The organism is Glaciimonas sp. GG7, assembly GCF_052976905.1.
The window spans coordinates 48,199-66,490 of sequence record NZ_JBRIIQ010000003.1 but is presented as its reverse complement, the minus strand read 5'-3'; the positions used below and the strand labels follow the sequence as shown (position 1 = coordinate 66,490).

General features: G+C 50.7%; 18 protein-coding genes. 4 read left to right on the top strand and 14 right to left on the bottom strand.

Annotation, left to right across the window (positions count from 1 at the left end; genetic code table 11):
* The first annotated feature begins 12 nt into the window (after nucleotides 1-12).
* Both ACVBEF_RS02040 and ACVBEF_RS02035 read left to right on the top strand, forming a co-directional pair.
* On the top strand, nucleotides 13-375 hold the full coding sequence (locus ACVBEF_RS02040; RefSeq protein ID WP_447122274.1) for a DUF4870 family protein: 363 nt from the start codon (nucleotides 13-15) through the stop codon (nucleotides 373-375).
* 18 nt (nucleotides 376-393) lie between these two features.
* Complete coding sequence (locus tag ACVBEF_RS02035; RefSeq protein WP_447122273.1) at nucleotides 394-912, top strand: GNAT family N-acetyltransferase; 519 nt, start codon at nucleotides 394-396, stop codon at nucleotides 910-912.
* A gap of 201 nt (nucleotides 913-1,113) precedes the next feature.
* Here the strand turns inward: ACVBEF_RS02035 and ACVBEF_RS02030 are convergent, their stop codons facing one another.
* The 6 genes from ACVBEF_RS02030 to phaC all read right to left on the bottom strand — a co-directional run bounded on the left by ACVBEF_RS02030 (nucleotide 1,114) and on the right by phaC (nucleotide 7,936).
* On the bottom strand, nucleotides 1,114-2,277 hold the full coding sequence (locus ACVBEF_RS02030; RefSeq protein ID WP_447122272.1) for a cystathionine beta-lyase: 1,164 nt from the start codon (nucleotides 2,275-2,277) through the stop codon (nucleotides 1,114-1,116).
* 33 nt (nucleotides 2,278-2,310) lie between these two features.
* On the bottom strand, nucleotides 2,311-2,766 hold the full coding sequence (locus ACVBEF_RS02025; protein ID WP_447122271.1) for a hypothetical protein: 456 nt from the start codon (nucleotides 2,764-2,766) through the stop codon (nucleotides 2,311-2,313).
* Nucleotides 2,763-4,136 (bottom strand): 30S ribosomal protein S12 methylthiotransferase RimO, encoded by a 1,374-nt coding sequence (gene rimO, locus ACVBEF_RS02020; RefSeq protein WP_447122270.1) that lies wholly within the window; start codon nucleotides 4,134-4,136, stop codon nucleotides 2,763-2,765. The genes ACVBEF_RS02025 and rimO overlap by 4 nt, the downstream gene beginning before the upstream one ends.
* A 203-nt stretch (nucleotides 4,137-4,339) precedes the next feature.
* Nucleotides 4,340-4,900 (bottom strand): polyhydroxyalkanoate synthesis repressor PhaR, encoded by a 561-nt coding sequence (gene phaR, locus ACVBEF_RS02015; protein WP_447122304.1) that lies wholly within the window; start codon nucleotides 4,898-4,900, stop codon nucleotides 4,340-4,342.
* 293 nt (nucleotides 4,901-5,193) lie between these two features.
* On the bottom strand, nucleotides 5,194-5,934 hold the full coding sequence (locus tag ACVBEF_RS02010; protein ID WP_447122269.1) for a 3-ketoacyl-ACP reductase: 741 nt from the start codon (nucleotides 5,932-5,934) through the stop codon (nucleotides 5,194-5,196).
* A 217-nt stretch (nucleotides 5,935-6,151) separates the two neighbouring features.
* Complete coding sequence (gene phaC, locus ACVBEF_RS02005; RefSeq protein ID WP_447122268.1) at nucleotides 6,152-7,936, bottom strand: class I poly(R)-hydroxyalkanoic acid synthase; 1,785 nt, start codon at nucleotides 7,934-7,936, stop codon at nucleotides 6,152-6,154.
* A 69-nt stretch (nucleotides 7,937-8,005) separates the two neighbouring features.
* Here phaC and ACVBEF_RS02000 point away from each other — a divergent pair, with 69 nt between their 5' ends.
* Complete coding sequence (locus ACVBEF_RS02000; RefSeq protein WP_447122267.1) at nucleotides 8,006-8,293, top strand: hypothetical protein; 288 nt, start codon at nucleotides 8,006-8,008, stop codon at nucleotides 8,291-8,293.
* On the opposite strand, the gene pgeF is transcribed toward ACVBEF_RS02000, so the two are convergent.
* Together pgeF and ACVBEF_RS01990 are read right to left on the bottom strand one after the other, a co-directional pair.
* The gene (gene pgeF, locus ACVBEF_RS01995) at nucleotides 8,294-9,073 is read right to left on the bottom strand and encodes a peptidoglycan editing factor PgeF (RefSeq protein ID WP_447122303.1); all 780 of its coding nucleotides are present in this window, start codon (nucleotides 9,071-9,073) and stop codon (nucleotides 8,294-8,296) included.
* Nucleotides 9,074-9,133: 60 nt separating this feature from the next.
* Nucleotides 9,134-10,177 carry an RluA family pseudouridine synthase gene (locus ACVBEF_RS01990; RefSeq protein ID WP_447122266.1) on the bottom strand — a complete coding sequence of 348 codons (1,044 nt, stop codon included), beginning with the start codon at nucleotides 10,175-10,177 and terminating at the stop codon, nucleotides 9,134-9,136.
* A gap of 45 nt (nucleotides 10,178-10,222) precedes the next feature.
* On the opposite strand from ACVBEF_RS01990, the gene ACVBEF_RS01985 reads away from it, so the two are divergent.
* Nucleotides 10,223-11,035: an outer membrane protein assembly factor BamD gene (locus ACVBEF_RS01985; RefSeq protein ID WP_447122265.1), complete on the top strand. Its 813-nt coding sequence runs from the start codon at nucleotides 10,223-10,225 to the stop codon at nucleotides 11,033-11,035.
* Between the two features lie 75 nt (nucleotides 11,036-11,110).
* Here ACVBEF_RS01985 and ACVBEF_RS01980 read toward each other — a convergent pair whose 3' ends face one another.
* The 6 genes from ACVBEF_RS01980 to ACVBEF_RS01955 form a co-directional block, all read right to left on the bottom strand.
* A complete protein-coding gene (locus ACVBEF_RS01980) occupies nucleotides 11,111-11,971 on the bottom strand; it encodes a UDP-2,3-diacylglucosamine diphosphatase (protein ID WP_447122264.1) in 861 nt (286 codons plus the stop codon).
* Complete coding sequence (locus ACVBEF_RS01975; RefSeq protein WP_447122263.1) at nucleotides 11,968-12,735, bottom strand: GNAT family N-acetyltransferase; 768 nt, start codon at nucleotides 12,733-12,735, stop codon at nucleotides 11,968-11,970. Before ACVBEF_RS01975 ends, ACVBEF_RS01980 begins: the two co-directional genes overlap by 4 nt.
* A gap of 107 nt (nucleotides 12,736-12,842) precedes the next feature.
* The gene (gene dinB / locus ACVBEF_RS01970; protein WP_447122262.1) at nucleotides 12,843-14,051 is read right to left on the bottom strand and encodes a DNA polymerase IV; all 1,209 of its coding nucleotides are present in this window, start codon (nucleotides 14,049-14,051) and stop codon (nucleotides 12,843-12,845) included.
* Between the two features lie 15 nt (nucleotides 14,052-14,066).
* Complete coding sequence (pnuC, locus tag ACVBEF_RS01965; protein WP_447122261.1) at nucleotides 14,067-14,666, bottom strand: nicotinamide riboside transporter PnuC; 600 nt, start codon at nucleotides 14,664-14,666, stop codon at nucleotides 14,067-14,069.
* A gap of 22 nt (nucleotides 14,667-14,688) precedes the next feature.
* Nucleotides 14,689-15,861 (bottom strand): phosphotransferase enzyme family protein, encoded by a 1,173-nt coding sequence (locus ACVBEF_RS01960; protein WP_447122260.1) that lies wholly within the window; start codon nucleotides 15,859-15,861, stop codon nucleotides 14,689-14,691.
* Between the two features lie 17 nt (nucleotides 15,862-15,878).
* Nucleotides 15,879-18,119 carry a TonB-dependent siderophore receptor gene (locus tag ACVBEF_RS01955; RefSeq protein WP_447122259.1) on the bottom strand — a complete coding sequence of 747 codons (2,241 nt, stop codon included), beginning with the start codon at nucleotides 18,117-18,119 and terminating at the stop codon, nucleotides 15,879-15,881.
* Between the last annotated feature and the right edge of the window lie 173 nt (nucleotides 18,120-18,292).

The following is an 18,292-nucleotide window of genomic DNA, read 5'->3' as shown; positions in this document are numbered from 1 at the left end:
AGGATCGCTACGATGTCACAAGAAATAGTTTTCGATAACAAACTGCACTCTTTAAAAAACCTTGCCTGGTGGCTGTATCTCTTCCACGGCCTCAGCTTTGTTCTATCGCTGGGTCTGTTTTCGTTCATTCCGCTCATCATCAACTACCTGAAACGCGAAGATGCTGCGAACACGTTTGTCTATAGCCATCACATCTGGCAAATTCGCTCGTTTTGGTGGTATCTGTTATGGGTGACAATCGGCTTCGGCTTAATGTTAACGGTGATCGGGCTTCCGCTGGCATTTCTGGTATGGGGCATTGCCTGGTTATGGAAAGCCTATCGTCTGATTAAGGGCTTACTCGATTTGAATGACAACAAAACGATGCCAGTCTGATTTCGGCAGACGATCGATATGACTGCCCTTTTGATACGCCCTATGACGGTAGATGACATTCCTGTCTTGATACAGATTCAAATGGAATGTTATCCACCATCGATGGTGGAACCAGAAGCGATTCTTTTGAAGCGCATCAACAGTAGCCGACAAACTTGCTGGCTGCTGGAATACAAAGACATTCCAGCAGCCTATTTGTTTAGCTATCCCTCCTGCAAAGGGATGGTAACCGCGCTCAATGCACCGTTCAACGTTGCACCAGATCCAGACTGCCTGTATTTACATGACCTGGCGGTCACGCCGCGCCTGCGCGGACAATGTGCTGGGCAAGCGCTAGTAACGAGGGCATTGGCATATGCACGTAGTGTAGGGCTTAGTTGGAGCGCACTGGTCGCGGTTCAGGGATCGCTTCCATTTTGGGCTAAATTTGGCTACGAAAGGCATGATGGCCTGTCGGTTGAAGCATCAAAAAATTTGTTGAGTTATCCGATAGATGAAGGTGTTCCTGCTATTTATATGCTGCAGCATGTAGGTTGAAAGCATGAAAAAGCCGCCCCTTAGGTCGTAATGCCGTTCAGTTAAGAAACCGTTCGGACTGAGTAGCGTAGCGTATCGAAGGCGCACCTGCATCAGCGCTGACTTCGATACGCCCTATGGGCTACTCAGCCCGAACGGTTATCTAGATTAACTGAACAGCATTAACCCTTAGGTCGGCTTTTTCATACCTACAATCACATATTACAACCGAGATAATGCCTGCTCAATATCCGCAATCAAATCCTGCGTATCTTCCAATCCAATATTAAACCGCACCAAAACGCCCAGGTCTTGCCAGTCTTTGCGCATGTGACCAATACGATACGGGACCGCAAGACTATTCGATCCACCCCAACTAAAACCAATCTTGAAGAGTTTCAGGCTATCCACAAAGCGGTCAGTCTGCTCTTCGCTATAACGCTTATCGAACAACACAGAGAACAAGCCAGCAGCGCCCGTAAAATCACGCTTCCAAATGTCGTGCCCAGGACAATCAGGGAAAGCCGGATGCAACATCCGGGTGATTTCCGGCCGATTTTTAAACCAACTTGCCACGGTACGCGCACCCGCATCATGTGCTTCGAAGCGCAGTTTCATCGTAGGCAAGCTACGCAAAACAAGATAAACGTCATCCATGCCGACGCCCAACCCGAGATTGTTAAAAGCAATTTCTACCAACTTGGCCAACGCAGGATCGCGGGTAATCACCGCGCCCATCAAGACATCCGATCCGCCAGATTGATATTTGGTCAGCGCCTGCATAACGATATCGACACCGTGATCAAAAGCCCGAAAAGCCAATCCTGCCGACCAGGTATTATCAATCGCCACCAATACGCCACGCGCATGCGCTGCTGCGCAAATTGCGGGAATATCCGGCACTTCCATCGACACAGAACCCGGCGCTTCGGTCCAGATCAGTTTGGTATTGGGTTGGATCAACTCCGCAATCCCAGCACCTGTCATCGGATCGTAATAGCGCGAGGTGATCCCAAAATTAGTCGATAACCAGTTACTCAGCACACGGTTAGAACCGTACACGTTATCCGGCACCAAGACATCGTCACCGCTTTTCAGAAACGCAAAATCCACCAGCGTAATCGCCGCCAAACCGCTAGGCGCGAGTCGGCAATGTGTACCATCCTCGATCTCAGCCAGTCGCGCTTCTAAGGTGAATGTGGTCGGGGTGCCATGCAAGCCATAGTTATACGCATTTTTATCTAGCCAATCACGCGCACGCATTGCCGCCACATTCTCAAACAAAACAGTCGACGCATGATGGATAGCCATAGGAAAAGCGCCAAAGCCCTGCGGAGCGCTATATTCACTATGGATCAAAGTTGTTTGCAGTGTTTTTTTAGTCATGGGGCGTTGCTCGATGGTTGAAATAATGTTTGATTATTTAGCGATCTGCACTTTCAAGACGAAAGGCTTGGCAATAGCGTCATCGGTCGTTGACCAGGTACCACTGAAAGTTGTGCCGTCAAACTTGCCCGACCACTCACCGGATACGTCTTTGCCGTTAACCGACTCTTCCATGATGACGTCGCTACCGTCATATTCGCCAGCCAGCAATATCTTGGCGGATTGTCCGATTGCTGAATAAGTCCCTTGCAGGCCCTCGGTCGGATCAGGCTTCAGTTGCAGACGCATTTCAATCGTCGCATCCCCTAGCGTGCCGCGCAGGACGAGTGGCTTGGCAAACAGATCGTCAACAACCTGTGCAACGACAGGCGGCATGTTCATACCCGCCGCTACAGCTTGCTGAGCGGCGCCCCCGGCAACCGGTGCGGTATAGCCCGCATGCACCATCGTGAGTAATCCTGCCATGAAAACAGTACTACTCAACCTCATGCAGCACCCCATAGATCATGCGAGTCGGAAGCGGTAATCGTGACATCGACAAACTCGCCGACCACCAATTTTTTATGCGGTTCGAAAGGCGGCTTGACGTACACCACGCCATCGATTTCCGGCGCATCGGCGCTAGAGCGACCAACGCCACCACTGCCGTCAATCGCATCGATCAATACGCGCATGGTTTTACCGACTTTGGCTTGCAGCCGCTTCTTGGAAATTTCTTCCTGCAACAACATCACACGACCGCGTCGCTCTTCGCGCAATTCTTCCGGGACAGGATTATCCAGCGCATTGGCAGTTGCGCCCTCAACTGGCGAATAGGCAAAACAACCCAGACGATCGATTTCAACTTCTTTCAGGAAGTCCATCAAATATTCAAATTCGGCATCGGTCTCGCCAGGAAAGCCGGCGATGAAAGTCGAGCGAATCGTGATATCCGGGCACATTGCGCGCCACGCCTGAATGCGCTCAATATTCTTTTCGCCATTAGCCGGGCGTTTCATCCGCTTCAACACATCAGGATGCGCGTGCTGCAACGGCACATCCAAATACGGCAGAATTTTCCCCTCAGCCATCAACGGAATGATCTGATCAACATGCGGATACGGATAGACGTAATGCAGACGGACCCAGGCACCGTAATGTGCCGCCAACTCACCCAAAGCCGTCACGAGTTGCGTCATGTGGGTCTTGACCGGCTTGCCGTTCCAGAAACCCATGCGGAATTTAACGTCCACACCATAAGCACTCGTATCTTGCGAGATGACTAATAATTCCTTAACGCCAGCTTTAAACAGATTCTCCGCTTCCAGCATGATGTCGGCGATGGGCCGTGACACAAGGTCGCCACGCATCGATGGAATAATGCAAAAACTACAACGATGGTTACAACCTTCCGAGATTTTCAGATACGCAAAATGTTTAGGAGTGAGCTTGACCCCTTGCGCTGGCACCAGATCAAAGAATGGCGCATGCGGCTTCGGCAAATGTTTATGGACCTCAAACATCACCTCTGTCAGGGCATGCGGACCGGTCACAGCCAGTACCTTCGGGTGGATTTTTTTAATAATATCATCGCCGTCGGCATCTTTTTTAGCCCCTAAACAGCCGGTCACAATGACCTTGCCGTTCTCGCTCAGGGCTTCACCGATGGCGTCCAGTGACTCTTGCACCGCAGCGTCGATAAACCCGCAAGTATTGACGATGACCAGATCGGCACCATCGTAAGACTTCGCGGTTTCATAACCTTCAGCGCGTAATTGTGTGAGGATTTGTTCGGAATCGACTAATGCCTTTGGGCAACCAAGGGAGACGAAACCAACTTTAGGCGCGGCCGGAGGGGCTGCTGGAGTGACATTTGACATGGGGGAGAAAAGAGGAATAAAGCGAAGGCGCTATTGTACCCCTTCCCCTGTCATGGTCGGCTTAGAACGTGTTTAAGATTGATGAAGATGGGTCTGCGTAGCAATAATGTGGTTTTGAATGCCGTTTGGCTTGTTGGCTTCACAAAAAATAATGTACAGAACACATTATTTAACTTCATGAAGCCATTCCAAAAATTGACTTATTATTTTTTATCTTCTGGTGTCGGTGGCACAAACGGGAATGTACCGAACATATTTTTACTTTGATTCTGCATTTTCTCCTGCATTTGCACAAACAGCGTCTTACTCTGCTCGATGTAATTGCTCATCATCCCCTGCATCATCGGCCCCTGAACATTCATAAACTGCGCCCACATCTCAGGACTAAAAGGTTTTCCCTCGTAGAAACCTTTTGAATTTTCAGTCAGCTTGTTTTGAATATCGATAAACGCCTGAATATTTTTCTCCAGATACGATCCCATCATCCCTTGCATCGCATGACCGTAGTAACGAATGATCTGAGATAACGCAGCACTAGAAAACATCGGCGTGCCGTTCGATTCTTCTTCAAGAATAATTTGTAGCAAAATACTCCGCGTCAAATCTTCATCGCTCTTCGCATCGATTACAGCGAAAACCTCGTTATCAAGCACTAATTGCTTTACGTCAGCCAATGTAATGTAAGAGCTGGTTTGCGTATCGTAGAGGCGACGATTTGGATATTTTTTGATCAGGCGCACAGAAATTTTTTTTGTAGTAGTCATAGGAATTTCCCGGTCATCGCGCATTAACGCTTTCAAAGCAAAAAGTAAAATTAGTCACCCGGACATCATGCAATGCACCGTATGCGATACGGTCAATACACGTCACTATATTGCGCTAATTGCGACAAATTGTGGGATTAACAAAGTTTTTAGACAGCGACTAGCTAACGGTCACCGTGGCATTAGTTAGTAACGCGAGCTAAATGACGCTCACGTTACTAATATTTTTCAAACAGCATACAGCGCGGGCGGCTTTATCAGCCCTGGTCTGATCTTGCGATCAGATCACCTGCTTAACCCATGTGCAGTCCGCCGTTCAGAGAGAAATCCGAACCGGTAGCATAACCGCCCTCTTCCGACGCAATCCAGGCAATGATCGATGCAATTTCTTCAGGCTCACCCAGACGCTTGACCGGAATACCAGAAATGATTTTTTCCAGAACTTCAGGACGAATCGAACGCACCATATCAGTACCAACATAACCCGGCGACACTGTGTTCACGGTAACGCCTTTGGTAGCAACTTCCTGTGCCAATGCCATGGTAAAACCGTGAATACCGGCTTTGGCAGTGGAGTAATTGGTTTGACCAAACTGCCCCTTTTGCCCATTCACCGACGAAATATTAATAATCCGCCCAAACCCACGATCGGCCATACCGTCGATGACTTGTTTAGTGACATTGAACAATGAATTCAGATTGGTATCAATAACAGCGTCCCAGTCAGACTTGGACATTTTGCGGAACTGACCATCACGTGTAATACCGGCGTTATTGACCAAAATATCAACTTCACCGATTTCTGCTTTAACTTTATCAAATGCCGCTTTGGTCGACTCCCAATCGGAAACATTGCCTTCAGACGCATGGATGTCAAAACCCTTACTACGCATTTCTGACAACCATCTGTCCTTGCGTGCCGAATTTGGACCGCAGCCAGCCACAACGGTGTATCCATCTTTACAAAGACGAGTACAAATTGGGGTACCGATGCCACCCATTCCACCTGTTACATATGCAATACGTTTGATCATTTCGTCTCCTCTTTCTCATTCAATTAACAAAAACGATGCATGTAATGCATCACTAAAATCCCCCCTGGGGACAACTATGTTATTGAATTTTTTTTATAACTTCGTCATACGATAAAGGTCTTTTCCTGGTGGGAATATCAAAAATTATACAAATCTTCTATCAATGCGCTTATTACACTTACCCATATAAATAGTAAAAATAATCTGCTCCTGCCAACTACTCAGCCCTTACTTTCACATAGCGCCCTGGTGCCGGCTCAATGACCTTGTAGGTTGTATCTCCCGGTTTACGGGGGGCGGCTACTTTTTTACCGCCATGCTCAGCCAAAAACTCAGACCAGAGCGTCCACCAGCTACCCGGATGTTCCGTCGCGCCATCCATCCAGTCTTGCGCAGTGACGCCAACCTTTTCATTGGTCCAGTAACTACGTTTATTTTTAACAGGAGGATTAATCACACCAGCAATATGACCCGATGCGCCAAGGACAAAATGATTGCGTTCAGCATGTTTAGGATTGAGTAACGTAGTCGATGCATACGCCGACGTCCACGGAACGATATGGTCTTCACGCGAAGCATAGATGAATGTTGGCGCAGCAATCTTGCCCAGATCGAGTTTCTCGCCAGCCACGATAAGTTTGCACGGCTCCTTCAAGGAATTATTTAAATACAAATTACGCAGGTAATAACAAAACATCGGACCGGGCAAATTTGTACTATCGGCATTCCAGTAGAGCAGATCGAAGGCGGTCGGTTCCTCGCCTTTGAGATAATTCGATTCAACATAATTCCATACCAGATCATTCGGTCGCAAGCTGGAAAACGCAGAAGCAAAATCACGTCCGGGCATTAAACCGCCAGCGCCAATGGCCTGCTCACGCATCTTGATTTGAGCTTCATCGATGTAGACATCGAGAACACCGGTATCAGTAAAATCAAGTAATGCCGTCAATAAGGTCAGGCTGGCGACAGGCTTTTCGCCCCGAGCGGCCATGACTGCCAATGCCGAAGACAATAGCGTCCCGCCAACACAAAACCCTAGCGCATTGACCTTGTCCTGCCCGGATATCGCTTGCACCACATGCAAAGCCTTCACGCCACCATCTTCGATGTATTGATCCCACGTAGTGTGCGCGTGCGATGCATCAGCATTGCACCATGACATCAGGAAGACGGTGTGGCCTTGTTCGACCGCATAGCGCACGAGCGAATTTTGCGGCTGCAAATCCATGATGTAAAACTTATTAATGCATGGCGGCATGATCAGCAAAGGCCGCTGATGCACCGTCTTGGTCAACGGCTTGTATTGAATCAATTGGAATAAAGCATTCTCAAAAACCACCGCACCTTCTGTCGTGGCAACGTCTTTGCCGATCTCAAAGGCAGCCTCATCGGTCTGCGATATTTTGCGTTTTTGCATATCGGCAAGCAAATGCGTCATCCCGCGTGACAAGCTCTCGCCTTTGGTATCGACCATTAATTGCTGTGCGACCGGATTAGTTGCCAGAAAGTTGCTTGGCGACATCGCATCCACCATTTGCTGGACTGCAAAACCAATTTTGCGTTTGGTTTTGACCGGAGCATCCACCGCATCAACGAGCTCAGTCAAATAATGACCATTGAGTAAATAGACGGCAGCATTAAACGCATGCAGCGGATTAGCCTGCCATGCAGCGCCATTGAAACGCTTGTCCGGGAGTGCTGGCATACGTGACGCAAGCGCGTCTTGCCATAAGACTGCGAGCTGATCTGTATATTCTTTTTGAAGTTTTTCGAGAGTGGCAGGTGCGAGCTTGACACCCACATCATGCAAAGCAGCTTGCGGCAAACCAGCCGCTGCGAAGGATTGCCCTGCACCAGGATTGAACAATGATAGCCATTTATTTGGATCAGCCATTTGCTGCATATTGAGCGGCAAATTTTTTGAAAATTGCTCCAGCATTTGCTGTGAGGCTTGCGATAGCAATGCGGGATCGAAGGTAGGGAATTTTGGAGTATTCATGCGGGTACCGTTGATTTCGCGTATGGTGTTCGATTGTGTGCCGGATTGTCTTGGAGGCTAATTTTTTATATGTATATTGTTGCCATCGCCTGGATTTACGTCGTCTTCATGATGGCGATCACCGAACAGTCTGCAACCGCCGGAGTGATGACATTTCTGCTGTATGGAGTGTTTCCTTTGACAATAGTTTTATACCTGATCGGCACACCGCAACGCAAGCGAAATCGACAAAGAGCCGAACAACGCAAGCGAATGGATATCGAGAAGAATTCCCCTCAGGAAATACATTCCGAAGAGCATGTTTCAGCACAGAAAGATCGAACAAATTCGGTGGATGGCAACACCGAAAAAGAATAACTATTTAAGCCAAATAAGCGACGCCATCCGACCAGTCACTTTATCGCGGCGATAAGAATAAAAGCGCTGATCACTGACAGTACAAGCGCCACCTCCGTGCACACGCGATACCCCAACCTCTCCCAACGCGATGCGGGCCAGACTGTAAATATCCGCCAGATATTTACCCGCATGTCCGGCAATCGGAACAAATGCCGACTCTGTCAGACGCAGCAATCTTACCGATCCAGGCCGCGTCTCAGCAGCCGTCATAAATGCCGCAAGTACGTCAACTCCCACTTCAAACCGTTGCGCACCGATAGCCGGACCAAGCCACGCCATGATCTCGCCCGCGCCAGCAGCACGCATCCGCGACACCGTTTGCTCCAACACACCGCCCACCAAACCGCGCCAGCCAGCATGCGCAGCACCAACCACACGACCGCTGACATCGCAAAACAATACCGGCAAACAATCTGCAGTGAGTACCGCACAGACGACCCCGGAACGGGTTGCGATGGCGGCATCCGCTTCGACACCAATATCAGCCTCACCAGCATCGACCACATTGACACCGTGCACTTGCGTCATCCAAAGTGGCGCCACTGGCACAAATGGCAGCAACAATGTCCGATTGCGCTCGACATCGGCCAACAAGTCGCCAACGTGCGCGCCCAGATTCAGGCCTCCGCCACCAATGCCATCGTCATAAGGAGAACCACTAACCCCACCTTGGCGGCTAGTCACTGAAGCACCAACATTAGATGGTGCTCCAGTCCAATCGGGAATAATGAAGTTCATGGAGGTCATCAAGTATCGAAAAGAAAAAAGGACACAGTTTGTGTCCTTTTAGCCATGCATCTACTCAGGAGCAGAAATACCTGCCCGCATGATCAAATTGGCAAAATCCTCCGGCAGCGGCGTGAACCATTCGCACTCCTCGCCGGTAGACGGATGGCTCAAGCCAAGACGGGTTGCCTGCAAAGCCTGACGTGGAAACGCTGGCATCAAGTGCTGCTTGCCGTACAACGTATCGCCCACCAAAGCAAAACCGATCGACAGCATATGCACACGAATTTGATGGGTCCGACCAGTTTCCAAACGGCACCGCATCAGACTAACCGGCCGACCATCCAATATCCCGCTTTGCAGACGCTCATAATGGGTCACGGCTGTTTTGGCGCTCGGGCTGTCTGAAACCGCCATCTTGATACGATCGCGTGGATGACGCCCCATCGCAGCGTCAATCGTGCCGTTCAATTGCGGCGTGCCCCATACCAGCGCCAGATATTGACGTTTGACCGTCCGCGCCGCCAGTTGGCGTACCAGGTCGGTCTGCGACTCCAGCGTCTTGGCGACCACCATCAAGCCACTGGTGTCTTTATCAAGCCGATGTACGATACCCGCACGCGGCACCCCGCCCAATGCAGGCCAGCGAAATAGCAGGCCATTTAATAACGTGCCCGACCAGTTACCGGCAGCAGGATGCACTACCAGACCGGCCGGTTTGTCGATGACGACAATATCGTCATCCTCATATACCACCGACAACTGCATTTCCTCCGGCGTATAGGCGTGCTCATCGGGCGCGGGTTGCGGCAAGACGATGACCGTCTCATCGCCGAAGGCAATCATCTTGGTCGTGGCAACTTTGCCATCGACGCTGACATGACCGGCCTCCATCCATTGCTGGATACGACTACGTGAATATTGGGGAATTTGGCTGGAAATAACCTTATCCAATCGAATTCCACACACCTCTGGCAACAATGTCAGCACAATTGGCGCAGCAGTATTTACCGCTACATCACTTTCTTCGCTATCATCGATATCGGCCTGAAATTCTGTTTCCGTAGGGGTTTCAGCCAAATTTGGCTTTGTAAATGACGTCACTGCAAGTCCCATCGGCTATAATCCATCAATTGTTTACACGCATTCTTACGAACCATCATGCAAAAAAAAATCTCCACACTAGCTGCTGTCACATTCGCCCTTTCTTTGTCCGCATGTGGCTTACTGCCCGACAAGGTCGATGAGACCGCAAACTGGTCTGCGCCCAAATTATACTCGGAGGCCAAGGAAGAAATGGGTAGTGGTGGTTACGATAAAGCGATTTCTCTTTTTGAAAAGCTCGAATCACGCTATCCGTTCGGCACCTACGCCCAGCAAGCACAGATGGATATCGCCTACGCGCACTATCGTCAGGCAGAGCAACCTGAGGCACTCGCGTCTATTGACCGCTTCATCAAATTACATCCAAATCATCCAAACGTGGATTACATGTATTACCTTCGCGGCCTGGTTAACTTCAATGACAAGGTCAGCATCTTTGATTTTCTATCGAAAGAAGACGCCTCCGAACGCGATCCAAAAGCAGCCCGCGACGCTTTCGACTCCTTTAAACAAGTTGTTGAGCGCTTCCCGGACAGCACTTATGCACCGGATTCCATCATACGTATGAAGTACCTGGTCAATGCGATGGCCGAATATGACGTTCATGTGGCCAACTATTACTTCCGCCGCGGCGCCTATATAGCTGCTGTAACACGCTCTCAAAATGCAGTGAAGGAATACCGCGACGCACCAGCCATTCAGGAAGCACTCTATATTATGGTTCGTTCATACGATGCGTTGGGCATGACAGAATTACGCGACGACGCGGCCCGTGTTCTGCAAAAAAACTACCCGGATAGTATTTATTACAAGGGCGGGCCTTCCAAGAAAACCACCTGGTGGAAAATTTGGGAAACCAACCCGTCATAAGACTAAGGTTCTAATAAAAAAACCTCGCATTGCGAGGTTTTTTTTCGTCACTGACAGTCCAAAAAAGTCATCGAACTAAGATGGCACTTCGCATAGCTCCCCAACGGCACGACTTACTACAGTATGAGTATTGCCCATAATTTCCTGCCAGGTAACCAGTCGTAGTTCACCGCTGGCATCTTCCACCAACGCCGACAAACTCTCGACCCAATCGCCATCATTACAATAAGTAATGCCATTAATATCACGCATTTCCGGCTTATGAATATGACCGCAAATAACGCCATCCAAACCTCTTTTAGCAGCTTCTCCTGCCAATGCATCTTCAAACGATGCAATATAATTCACCGCGTTTTTAACTTTAAGCTTTAAATATTGAGACAACGACCAATACGGCAAACCAACTCGGGCACGCCAGCTATTGAACCACTGATTAAACGTCAAAATCACTGTATACAAACTATCCCCGACATACGCCAGCCATTTTGCGCAAGCAATCACGCCATCAAACCGATCGCCATGCAGTACCAGAAAGCGCTTTCCCTTAGCCGTAGTATGCACCAGCTCATCACGAATTTTGATACCGCCAAAGTCCAAATCGATAAATTGACGCACCGCTTCATCATGGTTGCCGGGAACAAAAATGACCTCAGTCCCCTTGCGCGCCTTCTTCAATACCGTCTGCACCACATTGTTATGCGTCTGATCCCAATACCAGCGCCGCTTCAGTTGCCAGCCATCGACAATATCGCCGACCAGATACAGCGTATCCGATTCAGTCGCCTTTAAAAATTCGAGCAAACGCGCCGCCTGGCAACCTGTCGTCCCAAGATGCACATCAGAAATCCAGATCGTACGAAAGCGAATCGGCTCACGCTTCACCCCCGTTCCGGCACCAGAAAATCCACTATCGAGAAAATAATCGCGCGGTCTCATACGGCCCCCATCTCTTTACGATAATGGCGCGCATAACGACTATCGAGTCTGGCCAATGGCAGCAGCAAGAAAAAATCGGCAGAATGAAAATCAGGATCCCAGGCCGGTTCGCCGCACACCCATGCGCCGCTACGCAGATAACCTTTTAACAGCGGCGGCATAGTCGGCACATGGCCAGCCTCACGTTCAACCACAGAAAAAGGCGTGTGCGGCGTCACCCGATACTCGGCTGGCGCAAAATGTTCATCCTTGAAGCTGTGATACAACGCGGCTGCATTATGTCCGCCGTCGGCCAGGCTGACGCTCACGCAACCCACTAAATACTCACAACGCTCGCGACGCATATACGCCGCCAGCCCGGCCCATAACAGCATGATCACGCTACCACTACGATAATCAGGGTGAATACAGGCGCGCCCTGCCTCAGCAATACGGCTGCGCAATTGATCAAGTCGAGACAGGTCGAATTCTTTTTCGGAGTAGTAAGAGCCCATGCGCCGGGCGGCATCGGGACTCATCACGCGGTAAGTTCCCACCACGCGCAAGGTTTTGTTGTCGCGGACAATCAGATGATCGCAATAGGCATCAAATTCATCCGTATCAAGACCATCGGCATTTTGCAACGCCGACAAACTAAACGCTTCAACAAACACTTTATAACGCAAGCGTTGCACTTCGCGTATTTCTTCCTGCGTGCTGGCGAGACTGACCGTCAATTTGGAAAGTTGCGCGTTTCCATCGCCAGGGATCGTCAATAATTGCATGCGTTGTCCTTATCAAAAGTTGACAACGCCAGACTAACGAGCGATTACTTCAAGAAAATGACAGTTTTATGTCGGCTCGATGACTTGACAACACTAAGTATTGACGACTACTCAACGGAATCTACCCCACTACCAAACAAATCCCCTTGCGACAATAATTGGCCCGGCTGGCTTAATTGACTTTCTGTTGCCACGCCTTTCTTCGACAATGCACTCACCCGCACACCCAGCAATCGCAGTCTTTGATGTAATGAGATACGTCGCAAACATTCGCCAGCCGCGCGCCGGATGGCATCCGCATCATCTATCGACGCAGGCAATGTCACGTCACGCGTGACCGTACTGAAGTCGGTAAAGCGCAATTTGATGCCAACGGTGCGCCCGATGTATCCCTTACGCTGAAGGTCTCCAGCTAAGCGCTCACACAATTTGGTAAATATGGCGGAGAGAATCGGTCGATCCAGCATCGCGTGCAGATCGCGCTCAAATGTCGTTTCCCGACTGAGCGACTTCGGTTCAGAGTACGTCACCACCGGCCGCTCATCGATGCCGTGCGAGGCGTTATACAACCATGCGCCGTAGCTGCGGCCAAAATTATCCTGAAGAATGCCCGGGTCGGTCTCGGCCAATTCTGCGATGGTGCGAATGTTTAACAATGCTAATTTTTCAGCCGCCTTCGGACCGATGCCATTAATCTTACTCACCGACAAAGGCCAGATCCGAGAGACCAGATCGGCTGGCGACAGAATGGTTAAGCCGTTCGGCTTCTCAAGGTCAGAACAAATTTTAGCAAGCAGTTTGTTGGACGCAACGCCAATGGAGCAAGACAACCCGGTGGCATCGTTAACCGCTTTTTTAATCCGTAGTGCAAAGGAAGAAAGTTCTTCCCTATCGGCAAACTCTTGGCTAAGTTCGATATAAATTTCATCGATCCCCCTATCCTCGATATGGGGCGAAACGCTCGCTACAGCAGCCTTAAATAGCCGCGAATAATGCCGATAAGCCTCAAAATCGGTAGGCAACAGAATCGCATCCGGCGCAAGCTTTGCCGCCTTCATAATCCCCATTCCCGAAAAAACACCTAAAGCGCGTGCGGCATACGTCGAGGTCGTAATCACGCCACGGCCGACGTACTCGCGCAGCGTGGCATAGCGGCGGCTGCCATCGGCCAAAACATCAGGTTGATGGTCCGATCCGCCACCGATTGCGACGGCACGGCCATGCAAATCCGGGTAGCGCAATAGCTCTACCGATGCGTAGAAGGCATCCATATCAAGATGCGCAACGTAGCGATTCTGGAGTGGCGATTCAGACATGGTACAAGGCCAATATCACACGGCAACAGCGCCGACCGGTGTTGACTGCTCATGTTGAAGCAACTCACGCCGCCAGTTACGCAGACCAACGATGGCAAGCACAATAAACAGCGCATATAAACCGGCGGTTAACTGCAAATCCTTGTAAATATAGACGCCGATATAAATGATATTGACCGCGATCCATAGCCACCAGTTAGCGATGTATTTACGCGCCATCCAAAACTGCGCAACCAGACTAAAACTGGTCAGCGCAGAATCCAGCCAAGGGATATGTGCATCCGTGTAGCGGGCCATGACATAGCCTAACAAGATGCTCCCCACCACTCCGATCGACAGCCCGATACACCAACCAGTCAGCGACAAACGTTGCGGCAAAATATGGCGATCAGATTGGCTTTGCGCCCCACGCGTCCAACTCCACCAGCCATACAATTGCATGACGGCAAAGATCAATTGCAGCAGCAAATCGGAATATAGTTTAGCGTCCAAGAAAATGCGTGCATACAGCAACACCGACACCAGCCCGATCGGCCAGCACCACAAGTTGCGACGCGCAGTCAGCCAGACGGCTAACGCGCTGACGATGACGGCAATTATTTCCAAAGCGGACATGGATTTCCTTCAGAGCTAAACATCAGACAAGATAGTAACGACGCGCAATATAGGCCAGCAACCCGCACCCGGCGGCGCTATTAAACCACTGCGCATGGCCCAATAAATATGTATCGTAAGCCACGGCAGCGTTCTCCGCCGATACTTGCACACCATAAAAATAAGCCAGCTCTGAGAGCGCAAACTCGACGTGTGCCAACGGCAACATGGCGAGCAATGCCGACGCATCGCATGCCGACAAAGGCGCTATCGCCTCGTACCCATCGAGCAAAGCATCAAGCTGTTCGAAATGGATCAGACGATCCCCGTTTGCAGAATCCGAACCATGCTCCGGCAACTTCAGCCACGCAATAATATTGGTCACGATAGCAATCGCCAAATCGTAGACCGCACAGGTTTTATCGCACAGACCAAAATCCAAGATCGTCGCTACTTGCGCGTCATGATCATTGCCTTCGCACCATAAAAAATTGGACGCATGACTATCGTTATGCGTCCATAGCGGCACAAGATTTTTCAACAGCGGCTGCAACGTTGCATGAAACGGCAGCAACACCCGCGTCACATCCACTCTCCAGGGACGTTGCGCCATATAGCCAGCCAAACCCGGACGGGCGTCGATGTAATGCTGGATCTGCGTCATCGGATCATCATGATTGAAGACCGAAAACCCCGACACCAGCAACGTTGCGGAGCGTGCCGGAGCGACATAAGTAGCGGCAGCTTGATGCAATTGCGCCAAGGCCCGACCAGCGGCAAACGCGTGCCCGGTTTTTAAAAATGGCGTCCACGAAAACGCATCACGATACAGATCAACGCCCGCCCCCAGCTGATGCACTTCATAAGTACAGTCGCCCTGCGCAATCGCTGTCGCGCCGTCCTGATCAGCCAACACCACGCTGACGGCTGGCCCATCGACTGGCAAACGTTGTGCCAGATGCGCCATGAAACGATGTTCTTCCAGCAGGCCCTCGACGCTACGGATGGCCTTTAACAAGCGCTTAACAAACAACAAGCCAGAGGCAGTCTCCACTAAGCAGGCGCTAGAAAATGGCCGTGGGCTATGCCAGGTTAACCGCTTAACTTCACCGACCTGCGGGTAACGTTGTAGCAAACCCCGCACTTCATCGTGCGTCAGTAACGGCCAGCTTGGCGCTACCGTATCTGTGCCGAGTCCATGCGTTAGGTTATCCAAAATTATTTCCACATTATTTAAAAGTCATATTGCACCGACAGCCGTGCAGTACGCGGCGCACCAAGATGCAGATAACCGTCCCCCAAGTACTCGCCAACGTCTTTCCAATACTGCTTGTTGAGCAAGTTGTCGATACTCAAGCGCAGCACGGCTTTATGTCCCGACAGCATGGTGGCGTAACGCGTTCCGGCATTAAATACAAACACCGCAGGCACATCGACATCGCCAGCACGGGTAGCCGCCTTGCGCGCGCTATAGTCCATACCGCCCAGCAAATTCAGGCCAGTAATTGCCGGCCACGCGTAGTCGGCATACACACTACCACGCAAACGCGGCACATTAATCGCTTGATGGCCGTCGTAGGCCGGGGTCCCGGTATCGCTGGCCAGCGCTTGGGTTGCAGCCAGGCTGGCGGTCAACCGCAAGCGTTTGCTCACTTGCCCGGCGGCGCTCAGCTCGATCCCTTTATTCGTCTGCGTGCCTTGCTGCACGTAGGTCAGAGTATCGTCACCATTAGGCTTTGGATATTCATACGGCTTAGTCATCTGAAATAGCGCAGCACTGAGCAACAAACGCTCGCTCACATCAAACTTGATCCCCGCCTCAATCTGACGCGATACGGTCGGCGCCAAAAACTCAGAAGAATTCGTCACCCAAAAAGGCGCTTGCCCACCCATCGTCAGCCCTTTGCTGTAGCTGGTGTAGAGCGTCATCGCCGCTTGCGGTTTGTAGATCAAGGCCAACTGGGGCAACAGCATCGATTTATCCGTCGTGCGCGTAGTCGCCCCTGTGTCATCAAACGCGTTCTCACGCAACCAGACCTGACGCGCACCGACTTGCACCTGCCAGCGCTCGCTAAGTTGCACCCGATCCAGCGCGAACAAACCCTGCTGGCGACTATCGAGGCGTCGGGTTGACGCACTCGGTGTATTGGCAGAAGGATCAAAGACCAGTGGTGTCGGGTTATAAATATTGTCGCTACCGACATAATCATTGACGCCATCGCTCAAACTCACGGTACGCCGTAAACTACTGACCCCAAGCGTGAGATCGTGGCGTATTGCGCCGAGGTTTATTTTCCCCTGCAACACTGCCTGGACTTGATCGTTACGCCGTGTGTCGTTCGGGAACCGATAATCGTAAATATCGAAATCGCCATTTGCGCTGAAGTATTGCGGTGGCGTGCTGCAGGTACTTACATAGAAACAACCATACGGAAACGTCGAATTATCATCAATCACAACCCGACTCCGACTAGCAGCCAACGAAGCATGCCAGTCCGAATTGATATCCACATCCAGCCGCACATTCGCATTCACCGAGTCCATCGTCACCGGCTTACTCCACGGCTGACCACCCAGCAATCGCGACGGCGAAACATTACTCGGAATTACCGTGCCGCCCAGTAGCTGATAACCCGGCACCGAAAGCTGTTGACTATGCTGATTTTCAATATTCATTTGTAGCGTAGCCGATGGCGAAATAACCCAGTCAGCCGCCAGCGAGACAAAATTACGATTGCCATCAACGCCATCGACGTAGGTATTCATCCCCTCGTGCGCGGCATTCACACGCAAGCCAAACTGCTTTTGCTCACCAAACAACGTCCCGACATCGGCCGCCAGATAGCGCGACCCGCGCGAGTCGGTTCCCAGCGTGATCGAGCGCACGTCGGCAGGACGCTTGCTGACATAATTGATCAGTCCGCCGGGCGCTGCCATACCGCCCTGCAAACCGGCTAATCCCGCCAATACCTCGACGCGTTCTTTATTCTCCAGCGCGACATTTTGCTCGCCCGAAATCGTCATTCCATCCAGTTGATAGCTCGACGCCAAGTCCAGCGAAAATCCCCGAATACTGAAATTTTCGTAATAGCCCAAAGGCGTGTAATTGTTCGCCACCGCCGCATCATTACGCACCACATCACTCAACAAACGCGATTGCTGATCGTCCATTTGACTGCGCGTAATCACGGAGATTGATGACGGAGTATCGCGTAAGGGCGTGCGGCCAAAGGTGCCAACAGATGCCGATTTAGCCAGATAGCTGTTTTGCGCCTCGCCATCCGCGTTGACCGTCACTAGCGGCAATTCCACAGGAGCGCTCTGATCTGCTGATGGTGTTATGACGTTTTCGGCATAGCTGATACCAACGCTACTAGTGGCTGTTGCGGCAATCAGGATGGTGAGCAGTTTTTTTGTCAATGGGAACGTACGATTAATCGAGTTGGGCCTAAGGGAATTTTTTATTGTTGTCATATTGATGTTGCGTGAACGCCTACACTCCGGGTGAATTTCTTTGCCACAACTAGTGTTGACGCGTGTAGCGTCAGCCCACAGCTGCACTTGGGCTCGCATTATCCGTCGAACAATGCCATTGTGAGCAAAACGGTTGAAATAGGGTGGGAAGCTGTGGCTTTTTAAATACGACC

What these genes read in the sequence shown, in the direction of transcription:
- ACVBEF_RS02040 (WP_447122274.1), top strand. Translation starts at nt 13, where the DNA reads ATGTCACAAGAAATAGTTTTCGATAACAAACTGCACTCTTTAAAAAAC.
- ACVBEF_RS02035 (WP_447122273.1), top strand. Translation starts at nt 394, where the DNA reads ATGACTGCCCTTTTGATACGCCCTATGACGGTAGATGACATTCCTGTC.
- ACVBEF_RS02030 (WP_447122272.1), bottom strand. Translation starts at nt 2,277, where the DNA reads ATGACTAAAAAAACACTGCAAACAACTTTGATCCATAGTGAATATAGC.
- ACVBEF_RS02025 (WP_447122271.1), bottom strand. Translation starts at nt 2,766, where the DNA reads ATGAGGTTGAGTAGTACTGTTTTCATGGCAGGATTACTCACGATGGTG.
- rimO (WP_447122270.1), bottom strand. Translation starts at nt 4,136, where the DNA reads ATGTCAAATGTCACTCCAGCAGCCCCTCCGGCCGCGCCTAAAGTTGGT.
- phaR (WP_447122304.1), bottom strand. Translation starts at nt 4,900, where the DNA reads ATGACTACTACAAAAAAAATTTCTGTGCGCCTGATCAAAAAATATCCA.
- ACVBEF_RS02010 (WP_447122269.1), bottom strand. Translation starts at nt 5,934, where the DNA reads ATGATCAAACGTATTGCATATGTAACAGGTGGAATGGGTGGCATCGGT.
- phaC (WP_447122268.1), bottom strand. Translation starts at nt 7,936, where the DNA reads ATGAATACTCCAAAATTCCCTACCTTCGATCCCGCATTGCTATCGCAA.
- ACVBEF_RS02000 (WP_447122267.1), top strand. Translation starts at nt 8,006, where the DNA reads ATGTATATTGTTGCCATCGCCTGGATTTACGTCGTCTTCATGATGGCG.
- pgeF (WP_447122303.1), bottom strand. Translation starts at nt 9,073, where the DNA reads ATGAACTTCATTATTCCCGATTGGACTGGAGCACCATCTAATGTTGGT.
- ACVBEF_RS01990 (WP_447122266.1), bottom strand. Translation starts at nt 10,177, where the DNA reads ATGGGACTTGCAGTGACGTCATTTACAAAGCCAAATTTGGCTGAAACC.
- ACVBEF_RS01985 (WP_447122265.1), top strand. Translation starts at nt 10,223, where the DNA reads ATGCAAAAAAAAATCTCCACACTAGCTGCTGTCACATTCGCCCTTTCT.
- ACVBEF_RS01980 (WP_447122264.1), bottom strand. Translation starts at nt 11,971, where the DNA reads ATGAGACCGCGCGATTATTTTCTCGATAGTGGATTTTCTGGTGCCGGA.
- ACVBEF_RS01975 (WP_447122263.1), bottom strand. Translation starts at nt 12,735, where the DNA reads ATGCAATTATTGACGATCCCTGGCGATGGAAACGCGCAACTTTCCAAA.
- dinB (WP_447122262.1), bottom strand. Translation starts at nt 14,051, where the DNA reads ATGTCTGAATCGCCACTCCAGAATCGCTACGTTGCGCATCTTGATATG.
- pnuC (WP_447122261.1), bottom strand. Translation starts at nt 14,666, where the DNA reads ATGTCCGCTTTGGAAATAATTGCCGTCATCGTCAGCGCGTTAGCCGTC.
- ACVBEF_RS01955 (WP_447122259.1), bottom strand. Translation starts at nt 18,119, where the DNA reads ATGACAACAATAAAAAATTCCCTTAGGCCCAACTCGATTAATCGTACG.